The organism is Prolixibacter sp. DSM 2831, assembly GCF_056493735.1.
In genome coordinates, this window is the sequence record NZ_CM151379.1 from 1003489 (window position 1) to 1022186 (window position 18698).

Annotated in this window: 17 protein-coding genes; 5 read left to right on the forward strand and 12 right to left on the reverse strand. The window is 44.4% G+C overall.

Annotated features, from left to right (window positions below; all coding sequences use genetic code 11):
- The first annotated feature begins 20 nt into the window (after positions 1 to 20).
- The gene (locus AC060N_RS03925) at positions 21 to 1292 is read left to right on the forward strand and encodes a mechanosensitive ion channel family protein (RefSeq protein ID WP_479525968.1); all 1272 of its coding nucleotides are present in this window, start codon (positions 21 to 23) and stop codon (positions 1290 to 1292) included.
- Between the two features lie 201 nt (positions 1293 to 1493).
- Complete coding sequence (locus tag AC060N_RS03930) at positions 1494 to 1997, forward strand: Lrp/AsnC ligand binding domain-containing protein (RefSeq protein WP_106542457.1); 504 nt, start codon at positions 1494 to 1496, stop codon at positions 1995 to 1997.
- A gap of 32 nt (positions 1998 to 2029) precedes the next feature.
- Here the strand turns inward: AC060N_RS03930 and AC060N_RS03935 are convergent, their stop codons facing one another.
- The 5 genes from AC060N_RS03935 to AC060N_RS03955 all read right to left on the reverse strand — a co-directional run bounded on the left by AC060N_RS03935 (position 2030) and on the right by AC060N_RS03955 (position 6081).
- Positions 2030 to 2392: a DUF3127 domain-containing protein gene (locus AC060N_RS03935; RefSeq protein WP_153637804.1), complete on the reverse strand. Its 363-nt coding sequence runs from the start codon at positions 2390 to 2392 to the stop codon at positions 2030 to 2032.
- Positions 2393 to 2521: 129 nt separating this feature from the next.
- Positions 2522 to 3223, reverse strand: a complete 702-nt coding sequence (locus AC060N_RS03940) for an FKBP-type peptidyl-prolyl cis-trans isomerase (RefSeq protein WP_479525969.1) — start codon at positions 3221 to 3223, stop codon at positions 2522 to 2524.
- 53 nt (positions 3224 to 3276) lie between these two features.
- On the reverse strand, positions 3277 to 3891 hold the full coding sequence (locus tag AC060N_RS03945; protein WP_106542455.1) for a BamJ family beta-barrel-assembly machinery protein: 615 nt from the start codon (positions 3889 to 3891) through the stop codon (positions 3277 to 3279).
- 87 nt (positions 3892 to 3978) lie between these two features.
- Complete coding sequence (gene mnmC2, locus AC060N_RS03950; RefSeq protein WP_479525970.1) at positions 3979 to 4644, reverse strand: tRNA (5-methylaminomethyl-2-thiouridine)(34)-methyltransferase MnmC2; 666 nt, start codon at positions 4642 to 4644, stop codon at positions 3979 to 3981.
- 3 nt (positions 4645 to 4647) lie between these two features.
- The gene (locus tag AC060N_RS03955; RefSeq protein ID WP_479525971.1) at positions 4648 to 6081 is read right to left on the reverse strand and encodes an MATE family efflux transporter; all 1434 of its coding nucleotides are present in this window, start codon (positions 6079 to 6081) and stop codon (positions 4648 to 4650) included.
- A gap of 101 nt (positions 6082 to 6182) precedes the next feature.
- Between AC060N_RS03955 and AC060N_RS03960 the strand changes: the two genes are divergently transcribed.
- Positions 6183 to 6797: an L-threonylcarbamoyladenylate synthase gene (locus AC060N_RS03960; RefSeq protein WP_479525972.1), complete on the forward strand. Its 615-nt coding sequence runs from the start codon at positions 6183 to 6185 to the stop codon at positions 6795 to 6797.
- 10 nt (positions 6798 to 6807) lie between these two features.
- Here AC060N_RS03960 and AC060N_RS03965 read toward each other — a convergent pair whose 3' ends face one another.
- The 5 genes from AC060N_RS03965 to ruvX all read right to left on the reverse strand — a co-directional run bounded on the left by AC060N_RS03965 (position 6808) and on the right by ruvX (position 12846).
- A complete protein-coding gene (locus AC060N_RS03965) occupies positions 6808 to 8226 on the reverse strand; it encodes a TrkH family potassium uptake protein (protein WP_479525973.1) in 1419 nt (472 codons plus the stop codon).
- 60 nt (positions 8227 to 8286) lie between these two features.
- Positions 8287 to 9621, reverse strand: a complete 1335-nt coding sequence (gene trkA / locus AC060N_RS03970) for a Trk system potassium transporter TrkA (protein WP_479525974.1) — start codon at positions 9619 to 9621, stop codon at positions 8287 to 8289.
- 42 nt (positions 9622 to 9663) lie between these two features.
- A complete protein-coding gene (locus AC060N_RS03975) occupies positions 9664 to 11775 on the reverse strand; it encodes a ComEC/Rec2 family competence protein (protein WP_479525975.1) in 2112 nt (703 codons plus the stop codon).
- Between the two features lie 85 nt (positions 11776 to 11860).
- Positions 11861 to 12418 (reverse strand): peptide deformylase, encoded by a 558-nt coding sequence (gene def, locus AC060N_RS03980; RefSeq protein WP_153637811.1) that lies wholly within the window; start codon positions 12416 to 12418, stop codon positions 11861 to 11863.
- Between the two features lie 5 nt (positions 12419 to 12423).
- Positions 12424 to 12846, reverse strand: a complete 423-nt coding sequence (gene ruvX / locus AC060N_RS03985) for a Holliday junction resolvase RuvX (protein ID WP_463230648.1) — start codon at positions 12844 to 12846, stop codon at positions 12424 to 12426.
- A 330-nt stretch (positions 12847 to 13176) separates the two neighbouring features.
- Here ruvX and AC060N_RS03990 point away from each other — a divergent pair, with 330 nt between their 5' ends.
- On the forward strand, positions 13177 to 13920 hold the full coding sequence (locus AC060N_RS03990) for a hypothetical protein (RefSeq protein ID WP_479525976.1): 744 nt from the start codon (positions 13177 to 13179) through the stop codon (positions 13918 to 13920).
- Between the two features lie 94 nt (positions 13921 to 14014).
- On the opposite strand, the gene ppdK is transcribed toward AC060N_RS03990, so the two are convergent.
- Both ppdK and nagB read right to left on the reverse strand, forming a co-directional pair.
- A complete protein-coding gene (gene ppdK / locus AC060N_RS03995) occupies positions 14015 to 16723 on the reverse strand; it encodes a pyruvate, phosphate dikinase (protein ID WP_479525977.1) in 2709 nt (902 codons plus the stop codon).
- A 639-nt stretch (positions 16724 to 17362) separates the two neighbouring features.
- Entirely contained in the window at positions 17363 to 18196 is an 834-nt protein-coding gene (gene nagB, locus AC060N_RS04000) for a glucosamine-6-phosphate deaminase (RefSeq protein WP_479525978.1), read from the reverse strand.
- A 142-nt stretch (positions 18197 to 18338) separates the two neighbouring features.
- On the opposite strand from nagB, the gene AC060N_RS04005 reads away from it, so the two are divergent.
- Positions 18339 to 18680, forward strand: coding sequence for a phage holin family protein (locus AC060N_RS04005; protein ID WP_106542443.1), 342 nt, complete (start codon positions 18339 to 18341; stop codon positions 18678 to 18680).
- Positions 18681 to 18698: the final 18 nt, after the last annotated feature.

Here is an 18698-nt window from a genome sequence, read left to right on the forward strand (position 1 = left end):
TTTTATTTAAAAGCATAAAAATGTCAACATATTATAATTGGATCAAGAACCTCTTTCTCGATGTTTCTCAAAATGAGCAGATGGCTGTGTTTTTTTCGGCACTTGTCGTTCTTCTCAGTATCGCAGCTCTTTCTGGTATTTTCCATTTGATTTTGCGTGCTGCATTGCGCGGTATTTTTTCCAAAATTGTGAAACGCACCCGTTTCGAGTGGGACGATATTTTGTTTAAGAACCGGGTCTTTAATGTGCTGGCACATATTGCTCCGGTTATGATTATCGGTTGGGCCTCCAACTTTGCCGGGAGTGATATTCATTGGATGGATGAAATATTAAATGGCTTGGCGAGAATTTATCTGATTGTTGTCATCATTGCCTTGCTGAATAGATTGTTAACAGCATCTCTCGATATATACCAGACGTATCCTTTCTCGAAAGAACGCCCTATCAAGGGATATGTGCAGTTGATGAAGCTGCTGCTCTACTTTGTTGGCGCTATCTTTTTGATTTCTGTTTTGATCTCGAAAAGTCCGGGAAACCTTTTTACCGGTTTGGGGGCCATGGCTGCCGTGCTAATGTTTGTATTTAAAGATCCTATTCTTGGTTTCGTTGCCAGTATTCAACTGGCTGCTAATAAAATGGTGAAGCCCGGAGATTGGGTTTCACTCCCCTCGTACAATGCCGATGGAACCGTGGAAGATATTTCCCTCACATCGGTGAAAGTTCAAAACTGGGACAAAACCATTACAACCATTCCAACCTATGCGTTGGTTTCGGGCTCGATGACCAACTGGATTGGGATGGAGGAATCAGGCGGACGCCGTATCAAGCGGTCCATTAATATTGATATGACGACGGTGCGTTTTGCTGACACTAAGTTGCTGGAACATCTTCGCCAATTCTCGCTTATCAGGGAATATGTAGAAAAGAAAGAAGAGGAGGTAAAAGAATATAACCGGGCGAAACAGCTCGATGAGCGTGATTATGTTTCCGGCAGGCGACAAACCAATCTGGGAATTTTCCGCAAGTATCTCGAGGCTTATTTGCATGCCCATCCTGGCGTACATGATGAGATGACCTTTCTGATTCGTCACTTGCAACCAACTGAAAAAGGAATTCCTGTCGAGATTTATGTGTTCAGCAAGGATCAGCGGTGGGCAAACTACGAAGAACTGCAGGCCGATATCTTCGATCATATTCTGGCTGTGCTACCTGAATTCGGGTTGCGTGTTTTTCAGAATCCTTCCGGTGAAGATTTTCGCATTTTGAAGCACATCAGTAATAATGATGCCTGAATTTCGTATGTTTGCATTCCCCAATAGTGAAGGGATACAGCGCCATCGGTGATGTTTATATTGTTTTAATACAATGTTTTGTGAGGTGGAGAGTTTCCCGTTTTTCACTATAGAATTATGGAATCATTTATGCTGATGTTTTATAACATTGAACCTTTTAAAGTATAAAAAAAATAGCCATTTTTGTGACAAATTGAAAGTATGGTAAAAAAGTATAATGCAGAAAATGAAGAGGAGTTTCAGGAGCAAATCATCCAAATCGATGATTTAGACAGGAAAATATTGAAGCTCATCACCACCAATGCCCGTATTCCTTTTTTGGAAGTGGCCCGCGAATGTGGTGTTTCCGGCGCTGCGATTCATCAACGTGTTCAGCGCCTGTTGAATTTAGGTGTGGTTACCGGTTCTGAATTTATTGTGAGTCCGCAAAAGCTTGGATACAATACCTGCGCTTATATGGGGATTTATCTCGAAAAAGCCAGCTACGACAGAAAAGTCGTGAAGCAATTGCGCGAAATATCAGAAATTGTTGAGTGCCATCATACTACTGGCCAGTACGCAATTTTTATTAAAATACAGACCAAAACGAATAAGCATCTGAAAAAGATTATCGATACCGACCTTCAGGGCATTGATGGAATTTCCCGGACGGAGACCTTTATCTCTTTAGAACAGGAATTCAAGCGGCAAATTCCAATAAAATAAAAAAACTCCCGGCTCATCAACCGGGAGTTTTTTTAGAATGGTAAATCGCCGCCATCGTCATCCGTTTCCGGCGGGATATCGTTCTCATTAAATGGTGGCGGATTAAATCCTTCCGGTTCCCCGCTCGCCTTATCGATGCGATAAGCATTCACATTATGGAACCATCTTCCGTTATATTCTCTCGACTCTACACTAAAGGACACTTCTACCTCCATATTGCTGTTGAAGCCCTCCAGCAGGTTGATTTTGTCGTTGAATAAGGTAAAGCAAATCTTTTTCGGGTACTGCTCGTCAGTTTCAATGACAAATTCCTGTTTCCGCCATTCTCCTCTGGCGCTGGTTCCGGTTACAACTGGAAGCAACTGTTCAATCCGTCCCTTTACTTTAAAACTCATAATCTGGTTTCTCTTTTAAGTAACGTTTGTCTGTCGGTTGATAAAAAGCAAGACCCGGAAGAGCATGTGCTGTTCCGAGTCCTGATTATGTTCGTTTTCCGGGGTTGGTGTCAACCCATGAAAATCGGATTATTTTTCAATTCCCAAAAGGTGAACTTCAAAAATCAGGGTCGAGTTAGGACCGATGTCTTTACCTGCACCACGCTTGCCATAAGCCAAATCAGCAGGGATGTAAAGCATCCATTCTGAACCAACGGGCATCATTTCCAGTGCTTCAGTCCATCCTTTGATTACGCGGTCAACCTGGAAAGTAACTGGTTTGCCACGTTGGATTGAGCTGTCGAATACTTTACCGTCGATGGTTTTTCCGGTATAATCAACTTTTACTTTCTGTCCGGCTTTCGGTACAGGACCGTTGCCTTGCTTGATGATTTTGTACTGGAGACCGCTATCGGTAGTTTTTACACTATCGTTTTTAGCGTTTTCTTCCAGGAATTTCTGACCAGCTTCCAGGTTTTTCTGGGCCAGTGCGTCCTGAATTTTTGAGAAGAAAGACTGAATAACTGTACGTCCTTTTTCAGAAGGAATTTTCAGGTCTTTTTCCATCAACATATCTTCAAATCCAGCCAGCATGATACTTGAATCAAGTTTTACACCGCCCGGAGTGTTTTTCAGGTTATTCTTAATGTTGTTTCCCAGATCAACACCAATGGCGTAGCTGGCAGAGTCGGCAGCTGTTTTGAGCGTAACATTACGGCTCGGCTGCTGATTGCAAGATGCCATCACCAATACTGCAGCAACAAGGATAAGTGCAATTTTGAAAATTTTCATAGTTGTGTAAATGTTAAAATTTTAGTGCAAAGACTTTATAATTAAGTTTATTCTTATTTCACAATTTCCAGTAGTTCTACTTCGAAAATCAGGGTCGCGTTAGGACCAATTACGCCACCAGCGCCGTTCTCTCCGTATGCTAGATGTGGCGGAATAAACAATTTCCATTTGGAACCTACGGGCATCAGCTGGAGGGCTTCCTGCCATCCCTGGATAACTCCGTTAACCGGGAATGTTGCCGGTTCGCCTCGCTGAACAGAACTGTCAAACACGCTGCCGTCAATCAGGGTTCCGTGGTAGTGACATTTTACGTTATCAGTAGCTGAAGGCAATTCGCCGTCGCCTTGTGTCATCACTTCAAACTGCATCCCGCTCGGGAGTTCTTCAACGTGTTGTTTCTTTTTATTTTCTTCTAAATATGCTTTTCCGGCGGTCAGGTTTGCATCTTTTTCTTTGTCCTGAACCCGGCTGATATATTCCTGGATAATCTGATTGGCTTCGTCGGCGCTTATCTGTGGCATCTTTCCTTCATACGCATCTTTGATAGCCATATCAAAGGCTTCGGTATCAATTGTTTTGATTCCTGAGCCAATGAGGTTGCTAGCGACGCTTAAGCCAATGGAATAACTAAATTTTTCTACTTGTGAGTTCAACTCCTTTTTTGACATAATAATATTGAGCTTTTTATGTCTTGCGAAGATATACTTTTTCAATGAGGAGACCTTTGGCTAGCTGTTAAAAAAACCAAAAGAAAATCATGGTTTTCTACCTCTTAGCATTTCTCTTTTTCCCGGTGGGCCGGGAATTCTTTCCACCTGAAAACCTGCCGACTGCATCGTTCTCCTGACTGCTCCTTTGGCGCTGTAGGTTACCAGAATTCCGTCTTTAGTCATGTGAGCGAAGATAGCCGCAAATATTTCGGGCGACCAAAGTTTGGGTTGTTTATCCGGGGCAAAAGCGTCGAAGTAAACCAAATCAAACTGTGGCAGTGCCTGAAAATTGAAGCTGGTTAAATCTCCTTCTATTTTTTGTAGCTGAAAAGTACCGTTTATGTCATTCAGTTTTTCCCACTGACAATTATGAAGTTGCTCGAATAACTTGTTTTCTTCCTTATCTGCGTTAGGCTCAGGATTTAGTTTTTCCCATTCTTCTTCCTGTAAAGGGAATTTCTCTATGGTATAGTATTTTATATTTCGCTGTTGACGCTTGCTTTCCACAGCCGTGAGAAAAGCATTCAGGCCGGTACCAAAACCTACTTCAAAAATGGTTAGGTTCTTTCCGGAATGCATATTCAACCCGGCATCGATAAAAACATGCATCGATTCCTGTTTGGCTCCGTGAATGGAATGGTAATGCTCGTCCATATCCGGAACGTAGAGCGTATGAGAGCCATCTTCGGTTTTCAGTATCTTCCGTTCCATTGCTTATTTCGTTTTGATGCCGAGAAATTGTTGCCTGATACGATTCGGAATCAGTCGGATAAACTGTAATGGTCGGCCCTGAGCAGCCAGATTGTCGGGGTGTTTGGTGACCACACGGTAGAACCAGATAAACAGGATGGTCCCTTTCAGGATGGAGGTGATGGAGAGGCTCCACCAGACACCGAGTAACCCCAGTGAAGTTCCCAGTGCCAATGCCAGCGCTATGGGAATTCGCATTCCGGTTAACGTTATTCCAATAATCGAAGGCGGCATGGTACGTCCGATTCCGTTGAACGCTCCGGATGTAGCAATCTCCATACACATGAATATCTGCGAGTAACCCAGAATTTCCAGGTATTTGCCGCCCATCTGGATGGCATCGTGTTCGGGAATGAATATACCAAACACCTGTTTTCCGAATCCTACGAAAAGAAGGCCGACAATCAATCCTACGACACTGCTGAAACCTACCGTGATGAGGAATCCTTTATAGATGCGTTCCCACTTGGCAGCGCCAAAGTTCTGTCCTACAAAAGCTCCCAGTGCAGTGGCAAACCCACTGGCGGTCATCCAGCTCAGGGCTTCGATTTGTGCACCAACACTTTGTACGGCAATCGGAAGTGCTCCCCAGCGCCCAACAATTCGGGCCAGAATCATGGCGAAAATGGCGAACAAAATACTTTGCATGGCTACTGGCAGACCCAGTTTAAAAATCTTCCTCATATAGGGGATGTTCAAACCGGTAATGATGCTGGCCTTTTTCAAAGGCGATTTTCCTCTTCTTATTCTGATAATAAACAACAGCAAGACCAGTCCCTGCGATGCAACGGTGGCATAAGCGGCACCATTAGAACCCATCTGAGGAATGGGACCAAGGCCGAAAATCAACAATGGATCGACCACAATATTCAACAGTAATCCAATCGAATTAATCCGGAAAGGAAGTTTTGAGTTGCCGGCTCCGGTGAATACGCCCGAGAAGGTCGGGTTGGAGTAATAGAGCAACGAACCAGCCGAAATAATCCGGAGATAAGAAACAGCATTGTGGTTAACAGTGGTGTTGGTCAGCTTGAAAAAGCCGATTAGCCCGGGAGCAAAAAGGTAAGTTAGAATTCCGTAAAGAATAGCCAGGACCAAAGCTCCGGTAAGTGATTGTTGTGCAAAGGTGATGGCTCTTTTCTTGTCGCCAGCCCCCAGCGATTGCGAAACCCCGACTTCAGCTCCGGTCCGGGTAATCAGCATGAGCGATATTCCAAGCCAGGTAAAAAAAGTAGCTGCGCCAACAGCGGCAACTGCATTACTTCCTACCCGCCCCAGCCAGATCATGTCAATCATGCTGTAAGCCATCTGAATAAAAGATGTTCCCATAATGGGAACCGATAGCTTGATTATCTGTTGTGGTATATGTCCGTATGTCAGATCAGTAGACTGCTTCAAAACTGAGAATCTTTTATGATTAATCGCGGGCGAATTTAGTCTGAAAAAATTAATTTTAGGCAATCTTGCCGGATATTGCTCCGACATAAAGCGAGAACGCTATGTTGATACGTATTTATGATGAGAATCCAAATCAGAGAGATATTCTGAAGGTGGTCGAGGTTTTGCGAAACGGTGGGGTCATCGTTTATCCAACCGATACAATTTATGGTATTGGTTGTGATATTACGCAGCCCAAAGCTGTTGAGCGGGTAGCCCGGCTGAAAAATCTGAAACCGGAAAAGGCCGATTTCTCCTTTATTTGTCATGATCTGAGCCATATATCCGATTTTAGCAAGCCCATTTCCAATCCGGTTTTTAAGTTGATGAAGAAGAATCTTCCGGGTCCGTTTACTTTTATTATTCAGGCGAATAGCCAAGTACCGAAAATGTTTAAAAACCGGAAGAAGAGTGTCGGCGTCAGGGTGCCGGATAACAATATCATTCGCGAAATCGTTCGTGAGTTGGGGAATCCGGTTATGTCGACTTCGGTTCGCGACGAGGATGAAATTCTGGAATATACGACTGACCCGGAACTGATTGAAGAGAAATTCGGCGATTTGGTCGATTTGGTGATCGACGGTGGATATGGTGACAATACTCCTTCTACGGTAGTGGATTGTACCGGTGATGTTCCGGAAATTATCCGTCAGGGAAAAGGAGAGTTGATCGAGTAATCTTTTTTTCTTAGTTCTTCCAGAAAGAGGGAGTGAACAGAATCAGGATGGTGAACAACTCCAGTCGTCCTAATAACATCAGGAAGGAGAGGAACCATTTTCCGAAAGCGGGAACGTGATAGAAATTCTCAGCTGGCCCTACGTTGCCCAATCCCGGGCCAATATTGCCGAGGCTGGTGGCGACAGCTCCAATCGCTGAGCTCAGATCGGGTTCGATAAACGTGTAAACAACGACACTTCCGAAAAAGACCAGCACGTAAATCATGAAGAAGGCCAGAACATTCAGCATAATCTGATCGGAAACGGTCCGTTGATTAAACCGAACAGGAATCACCGCATTGGGATGAATGAGCCGTCGTAGTTCGTACCAGCTGTTTTTCAAAAGCAGCACAATACGTACAATTTTGATACTACCTCCTGTTGAGCCCGCGGAACCTCCGAAGAAGAAAAGCGAAAAGAGAAAGACGGTCATAATTGCCGGCCATTTCAGGTAATCGGCTGTAGCATAACCTGTGGTTGTGATGATTGAAACTACCTGGAAAAGAGATTCCCGGAAGGAATGCTCGAACCCGGTATTGGTATTTCGCATCAAACCCAGCGTGATGATGGCCGTAAAAAAAAGGATGAAAAATCCATACCAGCGAAACTCTTCATTCGCCCAGGCTTTCTTCAATTTCCCGTTAAGGGCAAGATAGGACAATGCAAAGTTGGTTCCCGCCAGGAACATAAATATGATGATAACATACTGAATGTAAGGCGAAGTAAAATAGGCAACGCTGGCCTGTTTGGTCGAATATCCTCCTGTGGCCATCGTGGTAAATGAGTGGCAAACCGCATCGAATAGCGGCATTTTTCCGATGTACAACAGGATAGTTTCCAGAGCGGTGAAGAGTACGTAGATTCCCCACAAACGTTTAGCTGTTTGCTTAATCCGCGGATGTAATTTGTCTGGAGTCGGTCCGGGAACTTCCGCCACAAACAGCTGCATTCCTCCAATTCCTAAAGCAGGAAGAATGGCCAGAGAAAGAACGATAATTCCCATACCGCCGAGCCACTGTGTCATGCTGCGCCAGAACAATATTCCGTGTGGAAGCGCTTCGATATCCGTCAGGATGGATGAACCTGTCGTGGTAAATCCCGACATGGTTTCGAAAAAAGCGTTGGTGAACGAAGGAATAAAACCTCCGATCATAAACGGGAGGCTTCCGAACAGGGAAAATACAATCCAGGTTAACGTGACGATGATATAGCCATCGCGCTTGGCAATATGATTCGAACTTTTTCTTCCTAACAGGAAAAGAATACCGCCGGAAACGGCTGTAATTCCGATAGCATAGAGAAAAGAGGTTACATCAGGGCCACCGTAACCAATTGCCACCAGGAGTGCAACAATCATGGCTGCTGCTTCTACAACGAGAAGCAGTCCCATTATTTTTACGATTACCTTGAAGTTAAACACCGAATCTTTACTCTTTAGGCTGGTTTGGAATTACTTAAAAAATTTCGAAAGTTTCTTCAATGCTGAAGGAAGGGTGAAAACAACCACTTTGTCACCTTCCACGAATTTGGTATCGCCGTTGGCAATGTATCCCTGCTCTTGCCTGATGTATCCACCGATGGTTGCATTTTCCGGGAAACTCAGTTCGTGGATGGCTTTCCGGGTCACCAGCGAATCTTTTTTCACAATGAACTCGAGAACTTCCGCATCCGATGCCGTCAGACATTTTACATGCGACACTTCTGCATTTAATGTAAAGCGATAAATATAGGATGCCGCCAGCAGCTTTTTGTTAATCACACCGCCAATACCAATGCGCTCGGCAAAATCGATGTAATCGATGTTTTCCACTTCGGCAATCGTGCGCTTAACACCGACTTTCTTCGCGAGCTGGCAGGAAAGAATATTTGTTTCGGAATTTCCGGTTACGGCAATAAAGGCATCCATCTGGTCGATTCCTTCGGTCTTTAGCAAGTCCATATCGCGACCATCGCCATGTATAACCAGCGCTTTGTTCGCTTTTTCGGCTACTTTCAGGCTGCGGGCCTTATCCTGCTCGATGAGCTTTACATTGAAATGCTCACCCAGTCGCATAGCGGTTTTCATACCGATCCGGCTTCCGCCGAGAATCATCACATTTTTTACCTCGAATTTTTTCTTTCCGGCTTTTTCAAGAATGGATGGAACCGTGGTTGGATTGGATACAAAGAAAACGATGTCTCCAACCAGAATCTTATCTTCTCCGTGAGGGATAATGGTTTCTGATTCACGCGTGATGGCTACTGCGCGGAACTCTTCTTTATCCTGAGCTAACTCGCGAAGTGTTTTGCCTACAATCTTGTTATTGGTGCGAATTTTAACACCGAACAGAATCAATTTGCCGCCCGAAAATTCATGAATCAGGCGTGTACTGGTCTGCTTCAGATAGGTGACAATTTCTTTTGCCGCCAGATGTTCCGGGTAAATCAATTCGTCGATTCCCAGACTGGTGAAGTATTCTCTATTTTGAGGAAACAGAAATTCCTGGTTGTCAATACGGGCGACCGTTTTTCCGGCCCCAAGGTGTTTGGCCAACTGACAGGCCACAATGTTACGCTCTTCGTAGGGCGTTACCGCAATGAACAAGTCGGCATGCTGAACGCCGGTTTCCTTGAGATCGCTAACCGATATTGCTGCTCCAATCACCGTCAGTACATCGAGCATGGAGGAAATATTGTTCAGTTTTTCCTCGTTGTCGTCCAGCAGGACAATATCGTGATCTTCTTTAGATAACATTTTAGCGAGGTGTGTTCCCACCTCACCGGCACCGGCAATTACAATTTTCATAATTCTCCCAGCCAAATTTTAAATGCACCGCAAAGTAAATTATTAATGAGTTATATATCCAATTTTGATGCCACTTTTTTTGTTTTTATCTGAAATCAAGATGTTTGCGATTAACGCACCTTTATCGGGAAGCGAGTATATGTTTTTCGGAAGCATATCACTTTTTTCTTCTTTTTCCGATCTTTTATCAGAAAATAGAGGGGTGTTCGTAACAAATTGCGCAACAGGGGATTCTTTTGCCTTGAATTTGGTAATGTCCTGTCGATAGATTTTGTGCAGATAAATCAGGTCGGTTGGTGGCATAAACTCAGTTATTTCTGCTTTTTCAGGGCTCCAAATCTTCATGCCGGCAAAGTTTATCATGTTGTTTTTCTTTTTCAGAAATGGAAATTGCTGTGCACTTTTTCCTGATAAAGGAATAATGACCGACGATTTTATACCATGCAATTGCTCGAAGGGTTTCATGTAAATGGCCATTTTTTGTCGGGTTGTTGCTGTGTCTTCCGAAGAAATCCAGACGATGTTTTTGCCGTGAACAGCGGCAATCAGTGTTTTTCGGGGAACGTGGAAGAAAACGATTTCGCGTTGGTTTAAAATTCGATACTTGTTAATCGTCGTTATTCCTGCCAGGATGATGAATGAGACCAGTATCAGCTGGAGGAAAATTTTTTGTTTCCTGATAATAAACAGCGTGAGAAAGATGATGACAAGAAAAGAAGTGAGCAACATCGGGGCAGTGAATGAAATGTTGGGAATAACTGCTCCGGGAAGTGTATTGACTGTCCAGACAGAAGCGAGCAGGGCTTTAACTAATATGTGTAGTAACAGGGCAATTGCTTTGCCGATGAACGGAATGAATGAGAGAGTAAGCAAAAGAAATGCGGCGTAAATAATTAATGTGGTTAATGGAATGGCGAAAAGATTGGTCAACCAGAAATAAACCGGAAATTGATGGAAATAATAGATGGAAAGCGGTGAAACGCCAATCTGAGCTGCCAGCGAAACAGTTAACAACCCCCAGACTTTATCGAGCCACCAGTTGCTTACGTAGATGGTGTGGTAAATCAGTGGTTGAAAAAATACGATGGAGAGAACAGCTGCATACGACAATTGGAAGCCCACCTCGAAAAGTAACATGGGATTGACGAGCAATAAAAAAAATGCTGATGCGGTCAACGTGTTGTAAATATTGTTTTGCCGGTTGATGTTTTCCCCGATGGCAATGAATGAAAACATGGTGGCCGCTCGCTGAACAGAAGGAGACAAACCGGTAATGAAAGCGTAAATCCAGATAACTGCAAGCAAAACGAACAGTCGGACTAAGCGCCCCTTCCGATATGCTTTCAGGAATTTGAGCAGAAAACTGAATACGAAGTAGATAATTCCTACGTGCAGCCCCGACACAGCCAGAATATGAATTGCGCCTGAGTTGGCGAACTCTTCTTTTATTTCCGGATCGATATTTTCGCGATCGCCCAATACCAACGCCGATAAAATGCTCATTTCGTTTCCGGAAAAGCCATATCGCTCAAATATGTTCAGAAGATGTTCCCTGACGACCAACGCTCTCTGCCGGAGGTTTAATCCAACTTTCTCCTTAGTGATGAAATAGTCTTTCGCCCGGAGGTAAAGCCGGTGCGTAATATGATGTCTGAGCAGGTAAGCCCGGTAATCGAATTCGCCGGGATTGCCTGGTGGTTTGATAGCTGATGGTTGGCGATGAAAGGCGATTACCTCGCCAGGAATTAGGTTAGCCGCTGTCGAATCTTTTTCCAGGTAGGTTAATATGTTTTGCTTCTCGGGAAGGAGTTGCAAAATGGTTTTGAATGAGTTCGCTTTTTCTTCAGGGAAACCGGCAACAACGGCAAAATGGCTTGTTTTGTCTGGTATCGATTTTGGCTGATATTGCCGTTGCTGGTACCAGTACCATCCGAAAATGAACAGGAAAAAATAGAGGAGAGCGCCGAACAACGGAGCTGTCCGGTAGCCCGCTCGACGAAATGCTATCAGTAAGAAAAAAAGAATAGAAAGCCCGGCGAGACCTGTAAATAATTGGAGGCCTTCAATGGAATAGCCCGCCAGAATTCCGGCGACGAATGGAAGGAGAAAACGGAAGAAGGGAACTCGACGAAGATGGTCAGTCAGGCTGGTCATAAAAATGAGATTACCGTAATCACATGATTTAAATTACGATAATCTCACTAAAATACCTTGAATATCAGAAGCGAATTTACCTGAATCAGATTTTTGGAAGCTTTATCCGGTACGAGGGCTGCACTTTCCCTTTGGTAATCGCCGTCAGTTTACTTTTCAGCAAGCGCTTCTTCAGAGGAGTAGCGTAGTCAACAAACAGGATTCCATCGAGGTGATCGTACTCGTGTTGCAAAACTCTGGCGGCAAATCCTTCGAACACTTCGTCATGCTCCACCCAATTCTCATCGAAATATTTCATGCGGATACGGCCTTTCCGTTTCACCTCTTCCCGGATAAACGGAATGCTCAGACAACCTTCTTCCATGAGCACTTCTTCACCGTCTTTTTCGATGATATGAGGATTGATGAATGCTTTTTTGAAGTCTTTCAACTCCGGCTCCTCTTCAGCCATGGGCGTGGCATCAACCACAAAAACACGGATAGACAAACCAACCTGAGGTGCGGCAAGTCCTACTCCCTCCGCATTATACATGGTTTCGAACATGTTATCGATAAGTTCCTGCAGACCTTCGTAGTCTTTGTCAATGTCCGGAGTCACTTTTCGTAAAACCGGGTCGCCGAAAACGGTTACAGGTAAAATCATGCTGTTTATTTTTTGTATTTATTTTCTTCCAAATAAGATTGTAATATGATGGTGGCACTTACGGCATCCACCATTGCTTTGTCCTGGCGCGACTTTTTCCGCAAGCCGGCATCAATCATGCTCTGAAACGCGATTTTCGATGTAAAGCGCTCATCAATTTGCTTAACAGGCATGTCGGGATAGAGTTTGCTGAATTTTTTTAGAAACGGATTGATGTACCGTATTGATTCAGATGGTTCGTTGTTTAATTGTACCGGGTACCCGATAACGAGCAATTCAACATCTTCCTTTTTTAAATATTCACTCAGAAAATCCCAGATTTCGTGTGTTGCTACTGTCGTGAGCCTGCTGGCGATTAACTGAAGCGGATCGGTTACCGCTACTCCAACTCGCTTTCTGCCGTAATCGAGGGCCAGAATCCTTCCCATGTTGTTTTTGATTTTCAGGGGGCAAAGATACACGATTATTTGATTTTTTCTCATTTCAGTATAAAGGGATTACGAATGTTGCCGGAAACTTTTGTGAAAGGATTCAATATCCAATAAGATTAAAATGAAATGCAGATGTAAAAAATAATATTGTCGTAATTTGTTTGTATACAGTGCTTTTTGGTTTCGGGTGTAATCTTTACTCTTTTCTTTTTTTAACAATTTACCTGGTTTTGGCACGGGCTTTGATTTTGCTTGAGCAAAGAATGAGGTATACCATTACGACGACGTCGGGAAATATTGAAGTTTAACTTTAAAAACCCGAAAGCTATGAAAACGACACAATTCCATAAAATAAGCGCTACTGTATTTTTGATGGCTGTTTTATCAGTCGCTGCCGTAAATCCTGCATTTGCACAGAGGCGCACCCGGAAATATCAGCCTGAGAGGCGTGAACATTCCAAAGGGAAATACGAAAACAGAGATCATGGTTCAAGTGACAGGGAAAGAAACAACCGGAACGAGAGAAATGATGATCGGTTTAAGAAAAATAATCACAACCGGGATCGCGACCACGAACGAAACTACGCGTACCATACGCCACGTTACAATCGTGATAACGACCGGAACTGGAACAGAAATAAACACTGGAACAATAACCGACACTGGAATAAAAATAAGCGCTGGGATAATGACCGGCGTTGGCACAGGGAACATCCGGTATACGTAAATCACCGTCATTACAGAATCCCCCGTTACAACGGAAGAGTAAGGGTTTATGCCAGGGCACCCTGGGGACGTCGTCATCCGATGGTAATCAGGCATAAGTATGGAGATATCTACTGTTTCGGTGGAAACTTCTACACTTATTACCCCAAATACGGATATGTGCAAATCCAGTTACCTCGCGATATGGTATTTGCAACGATACCTAGAGGAGCAGTAAGGGTAAGAGTGAATGGTCACTTGATGTTCCGGTTGGGAGATGTGTATTTTGAACTGGGTTCACGTGGATACCGCATTGCCAATTACCATGGATATCCCGAAATGTATGGATATGTCGACCGTTATTAATCAATCAGAATAGCTTGCAAAAAGCAGCAAAAAAGAAGGGTGCCCGTTGGGACACCCTTTTCTTTTATTTTGAAAATCAATATTCGATTATGCTTTATCCTTGTTTCAGGTTGGCCTGAGCTGCTGCCAAACGTGCAATCGGAACACGGTAAGGAGAACAACTTACATAGTCGAGGCCTACACCGTTGCAGAACTCAACAGAGCTTGGTTCACCACCGTGCTCACCGCAGATACCTACTTTCAGTTTCGGGTTGGTTTCGCGACCGCGTTTGGTTGCCAAATCAACTAACTGTCCAACACCTTCTTGGTCGAGTACCTGGAACGGATCGTTTTTCAGGATACCTTTCTTGATGTAAATCGGCAGGAATTTACCGGCGTCATCACGAGAGTAACCGAAGGTCATCTGGGTGAGGTCGTTGGTTCCGAATGAGAAGAATTCGGCAACGTCAGCAATCTCATCAGCAGTGAGAGCTGCGCGCGGAACTTCAATCATGGTACCCACTTTGTAATCGATGCGAGCACCTTTTTCTTCGAATACTTTCTCTGCAACCTCGTTGATGATGTCGGCCTGCAGTTTCAGCTCCTTGATGGTACCTACCAGCGGAACCATAATTTCCGGACGAGCATCAACACCTTTTGCTTTCAGGTTCAATGCTGCTTCGATGATAGCGCGTGCCTGCATTTCGGTAATTTCCGGGTAGGTATTACCCAAACGGCAACCACGGTGTCCGAGCATCGGGTTGAACTCTTCCAGATCGGCTACTTTGGAACGGATGACATCGATGGCAACTCCCATCTCGCTCGCCAGTTCTTTCTGTGTAGCCTGCTGATGAGGTACAAATTCGTGAAGCGGCGGATCAAGCAAACGAACGGTGACGCCGTAGCCTGCCATCGCTTCAAAGATACCTTCGAAATCTTCCCGCTGATAAGGAAGCAGTTTGTCCAACGCTTTGCGGCGGCCTTCCTCATCGGAGGCCAGGATCATCTCACGCATCGCCTTGATGCGCTCTCCTTCGAAGAACATGTGTTCGGTACGGCAAAGTCCGATACCCTGCGCTCCAAAGTCGCGGGCGACCTGTGCGTCTTTCGGTGTGTCAGCGTTCGTGCGGACATGCATCCGGGTGAACTTGTCTGACAAATCCATGATGTGACCAAAATCTCCGCTCAGATCCGGGTTCTGGGTAATCACTTTACCGTCGTAAACTTCACCGGTCGTTCCGTTCAGTGAGATCCAGTCACCCTCGTTGTATGTTTTTCCGTCCGCAACAAACGAACGGGTCTTGTAGTCAATTTTGATACCACCGGTACCTGAAACACAGCATTTCCCCATGCCTCGGGCAACAACCGCTGCGTGAGACGTCATTCCTCCGCGGGCCGTAAGAATACCACGGGCAACATTCATCCCTTCCAGGTCTTCAGGAGACGTTTCGATACGTACAAGAATGGAGTTCTCGTATTTCTCGGCTTCGTCGGCGAAGAAAACAACCTGACCGGTCGCTGCACCCGGTGATGCCGGAAGTCCTTTGGCAATCACGGACGCCTGCTTAAGCGCTTTCTTGTCAAATACCGGGTGGAGGAGCTCGTCGAGTTTGTTGGGCTCCATGCGAAGAATGGCAGTCTTTTCGTCGATCTTGCCCTCTTTCAGCATGTCCATGGCAATTTTCACCATCGCAGCACCGGTGCGTTTTCCGTTACGGGTCTGAAGCAACCAGAGTTTACCTTCCTGGATGGTGAACTCCAGGTCCTGCATATCGTGGTAGTGCTCTTCCAGCTTGCGCTGCGTGTCATCCAGCTCTTTGTACGCCGCTGGCATCGCTTCCTCCAGTGAGGGGAATTTGCTGGCACGTTCTTCTTCACCGACACCTGCCAGTTTCGCCCAGCGCAGAGAACCTTCCTTGGTAATTTGCTGCGGAGTGCGGATACCGGCAACAACATCTTCACCCTGTGCATTGATCAGGTACTCTCCGTTGAACAGGTTTTCGCCGGTTGCAGCATCACGCGTGAATGCAACCCCCGTCGCCGAGTTGTCACCCATGTTTCCAAATACCATGGCCTGCACATTCACTGCGGTTCCCCACTCTTCAGGGATGTTATTGAGACGGCGATAGAGGATCGCACGGTCATTCATCCAACTGTCAAATACAGCGGTGATCGCTCCCCAGAGCTGCTCCCACGGATCCGTCGGGAATTCTTTCCCTGTTTCGTTTTTAATCGCTTCTTTATACCGAAGAACCAAAACTTTCAAATCGTCAACGGTGAACTCAGTATCCTGCTCGATACCCTTCTCCTCTTTCATCGCTTCGATGATCTCTTCGAACGGATCGATATCTTCTTTGTTCTTCGGCTTCAAATCCATGACAACGTCGCCATACATCTGAATGAATCGACGGTATGAATCCCATGCAAAACGAGTGTTTCCGGTTTTTTTCGACATCCCTTCCACAGCCATGTCGTTCAGACCGAGGTTCAGGATGGTGTCCATCATCCCCGGCATGGATGCACGCGCTCCCGAACGAACGGAAACCAGACACGGATTCTCTTTGTCCCCGAATTGGGTTCCGGTCAACTGCTCGATGTGAGCCACCGCCTCTTTCACTTCATCATTGATGAGCTTCAGGGCCGCATCACGACCCTCTTTGGTGTAAGCGGTACATACATCGGTTGTAATGGTAAAGCCCGGAGGAACAGGTACTCCAATCAGGTTCATTTCCGCCAGGTTGGCTCCTTTACCTCCTAACAGATTACGCATGTCGGCACGACCCTCCGCCTGGCCATTACCGAATTTGTATACATTCTTAGCCATAAAGTGTTGAATATTAATTCGAATTATCTATGATGAATTTGTTGCAAAACTAATCTTTATTTTCAATGGTAGATTATATCTAAACGTAAAACTATGTTCTTGGGTTGAACGAAATTCGGATCAGATTGGGGAACAGATCGTAAATAATATAATCTGTATACTGATAAGTTCATTCAAAATCTGGAAGTTAACATTCTTATTGGGGCATTAAAGGTAGCCAATAAATTTTGAACGACTTAATTCATAAACCGGCATTCTGCTGTGTTTTAAAACATGACTGTTATGGCTAATTAAAAAGAAAGTTGCCCGTCGGGGATTGACAGGCAACTGTTCATAAAAGACCAAGACAGATATGAGGAGGGATAATTACAGGTCACTTTTAATAACAGAACATAAAATTAAGAAATTTGTTTCAAACAACCGTTTTCAAATTTCTCTTTTTTTAGTTGTTCTGTTTCTTGCTATAAATATATGAAATTATGATGTTCAATGCATCTACCGGATGAAAATTTATCGCGAATTTCCAATGTAATATTCCTGCAGTTTTATTTAATTGTCAGTATTTCAGCGTTTAATACGCTTTTGAATAGTGGCAATTTGTTGGACAATCATTTAGTTCAGAATGACTAAAAACAGATTCTACCACCCTAAATTGCCGTCTTTCTCCCAAATTGCCTCAGGTGAAAGATTATTTTTTTCGATGTCTTTGAAGTGTTTGTAGGTTCCAACTTTAAGTTCAACGGTGGCATTTTCATCACAAATAATGATACCACGCGGATGAAGTTGCAAAGCGGTGATGGTCCACATATGATTGACTCCACCTTCAATTGCCTGGTGTAAAGCGCGGGCTTTGTTGTGTCCGGTGACCAGAACAAGCACTTCTTTTGCGTCCATTACGGTTCCTACACCAACAGTCAATGCTGATTTAGGTACTTTGTCAATGTCATTGTCGAAAAAGCGGGAGTTGGCGACCAGTGTATCGTAATTCAGTTCTTTGTCTCGGGTCCGTGATGCCAAACTGGATCCCGGTTCATTAAAGGCTATATGTCCGTCAGCTCCTACACCGCCCATGAATAAATCAATGCCGCCAACCGATTTGATTTTTTCTTCGTAGCGGGCGCATTCGGCTTTTATATCTTCCGCATTTCCATTGAGAATATTGACATTTTTCTCTTGAATATCGATATGCTTGAAGAAGTTGGTCCACATAAAAGAATGGTAACTTTCGGGATGTTCTTCCGGAAGCCCAACATATTCATCCATGTTAAATGTGACGACATGCTGGAAAGAAACCTTTCCTGACTGATGCAACTTAATTAGTTCGCGGTAAGTGTTCAGTGGTGTGCTGCCCGTAGGGAGTCCCAACACAAAAGGTTTTTCTTCTGTAGGATTGGCCAGGTTGATTTTGCGAACAATGTAATTGGCAGCCCAGCGTGCTACATCATCAGGTGCCGGTTGAATGATTAGTCTCATAACAGATTGTTTCTTGAATCAGCTAACAAAATTAGGTGCAATTATTGGAAAAAGTGCTAATTAAATTTGCAAAAGCGGAACAAGCAAGATTTTTATAAAGAGTTTTACCAGAAAGCATTAATTTAACCAAAAAATTAGTCTTATGAATGTACTCGCTAAGATTCTAATCAATACCATCGCGGTACTGGTGGTTGCTTATATCCTCCCGGGAATTGAAATTAACAGTTTTTTCGATGGTCTGGTTGTGGCAGTTGTTCTGGCTCTATTGAACCTGCTGGTGAAACCTGTATTGGTTATCCTAACTCTTCCCCTGACAATTGTGACGCTCGGGATATTTTTGTTGATCCTGAATGGCCTAATTGTTATGCTGGCCGGCGCTTTGGTTGACGGATTTTACGTTTCCGGATTGTTCTGGGCCATCATTTTTAGTTTGTTGGTATCATTGGTTAATACCATACTCGGAGCGAAAGATCTGCGCAAGTAACCGGATTATTCTTACTTT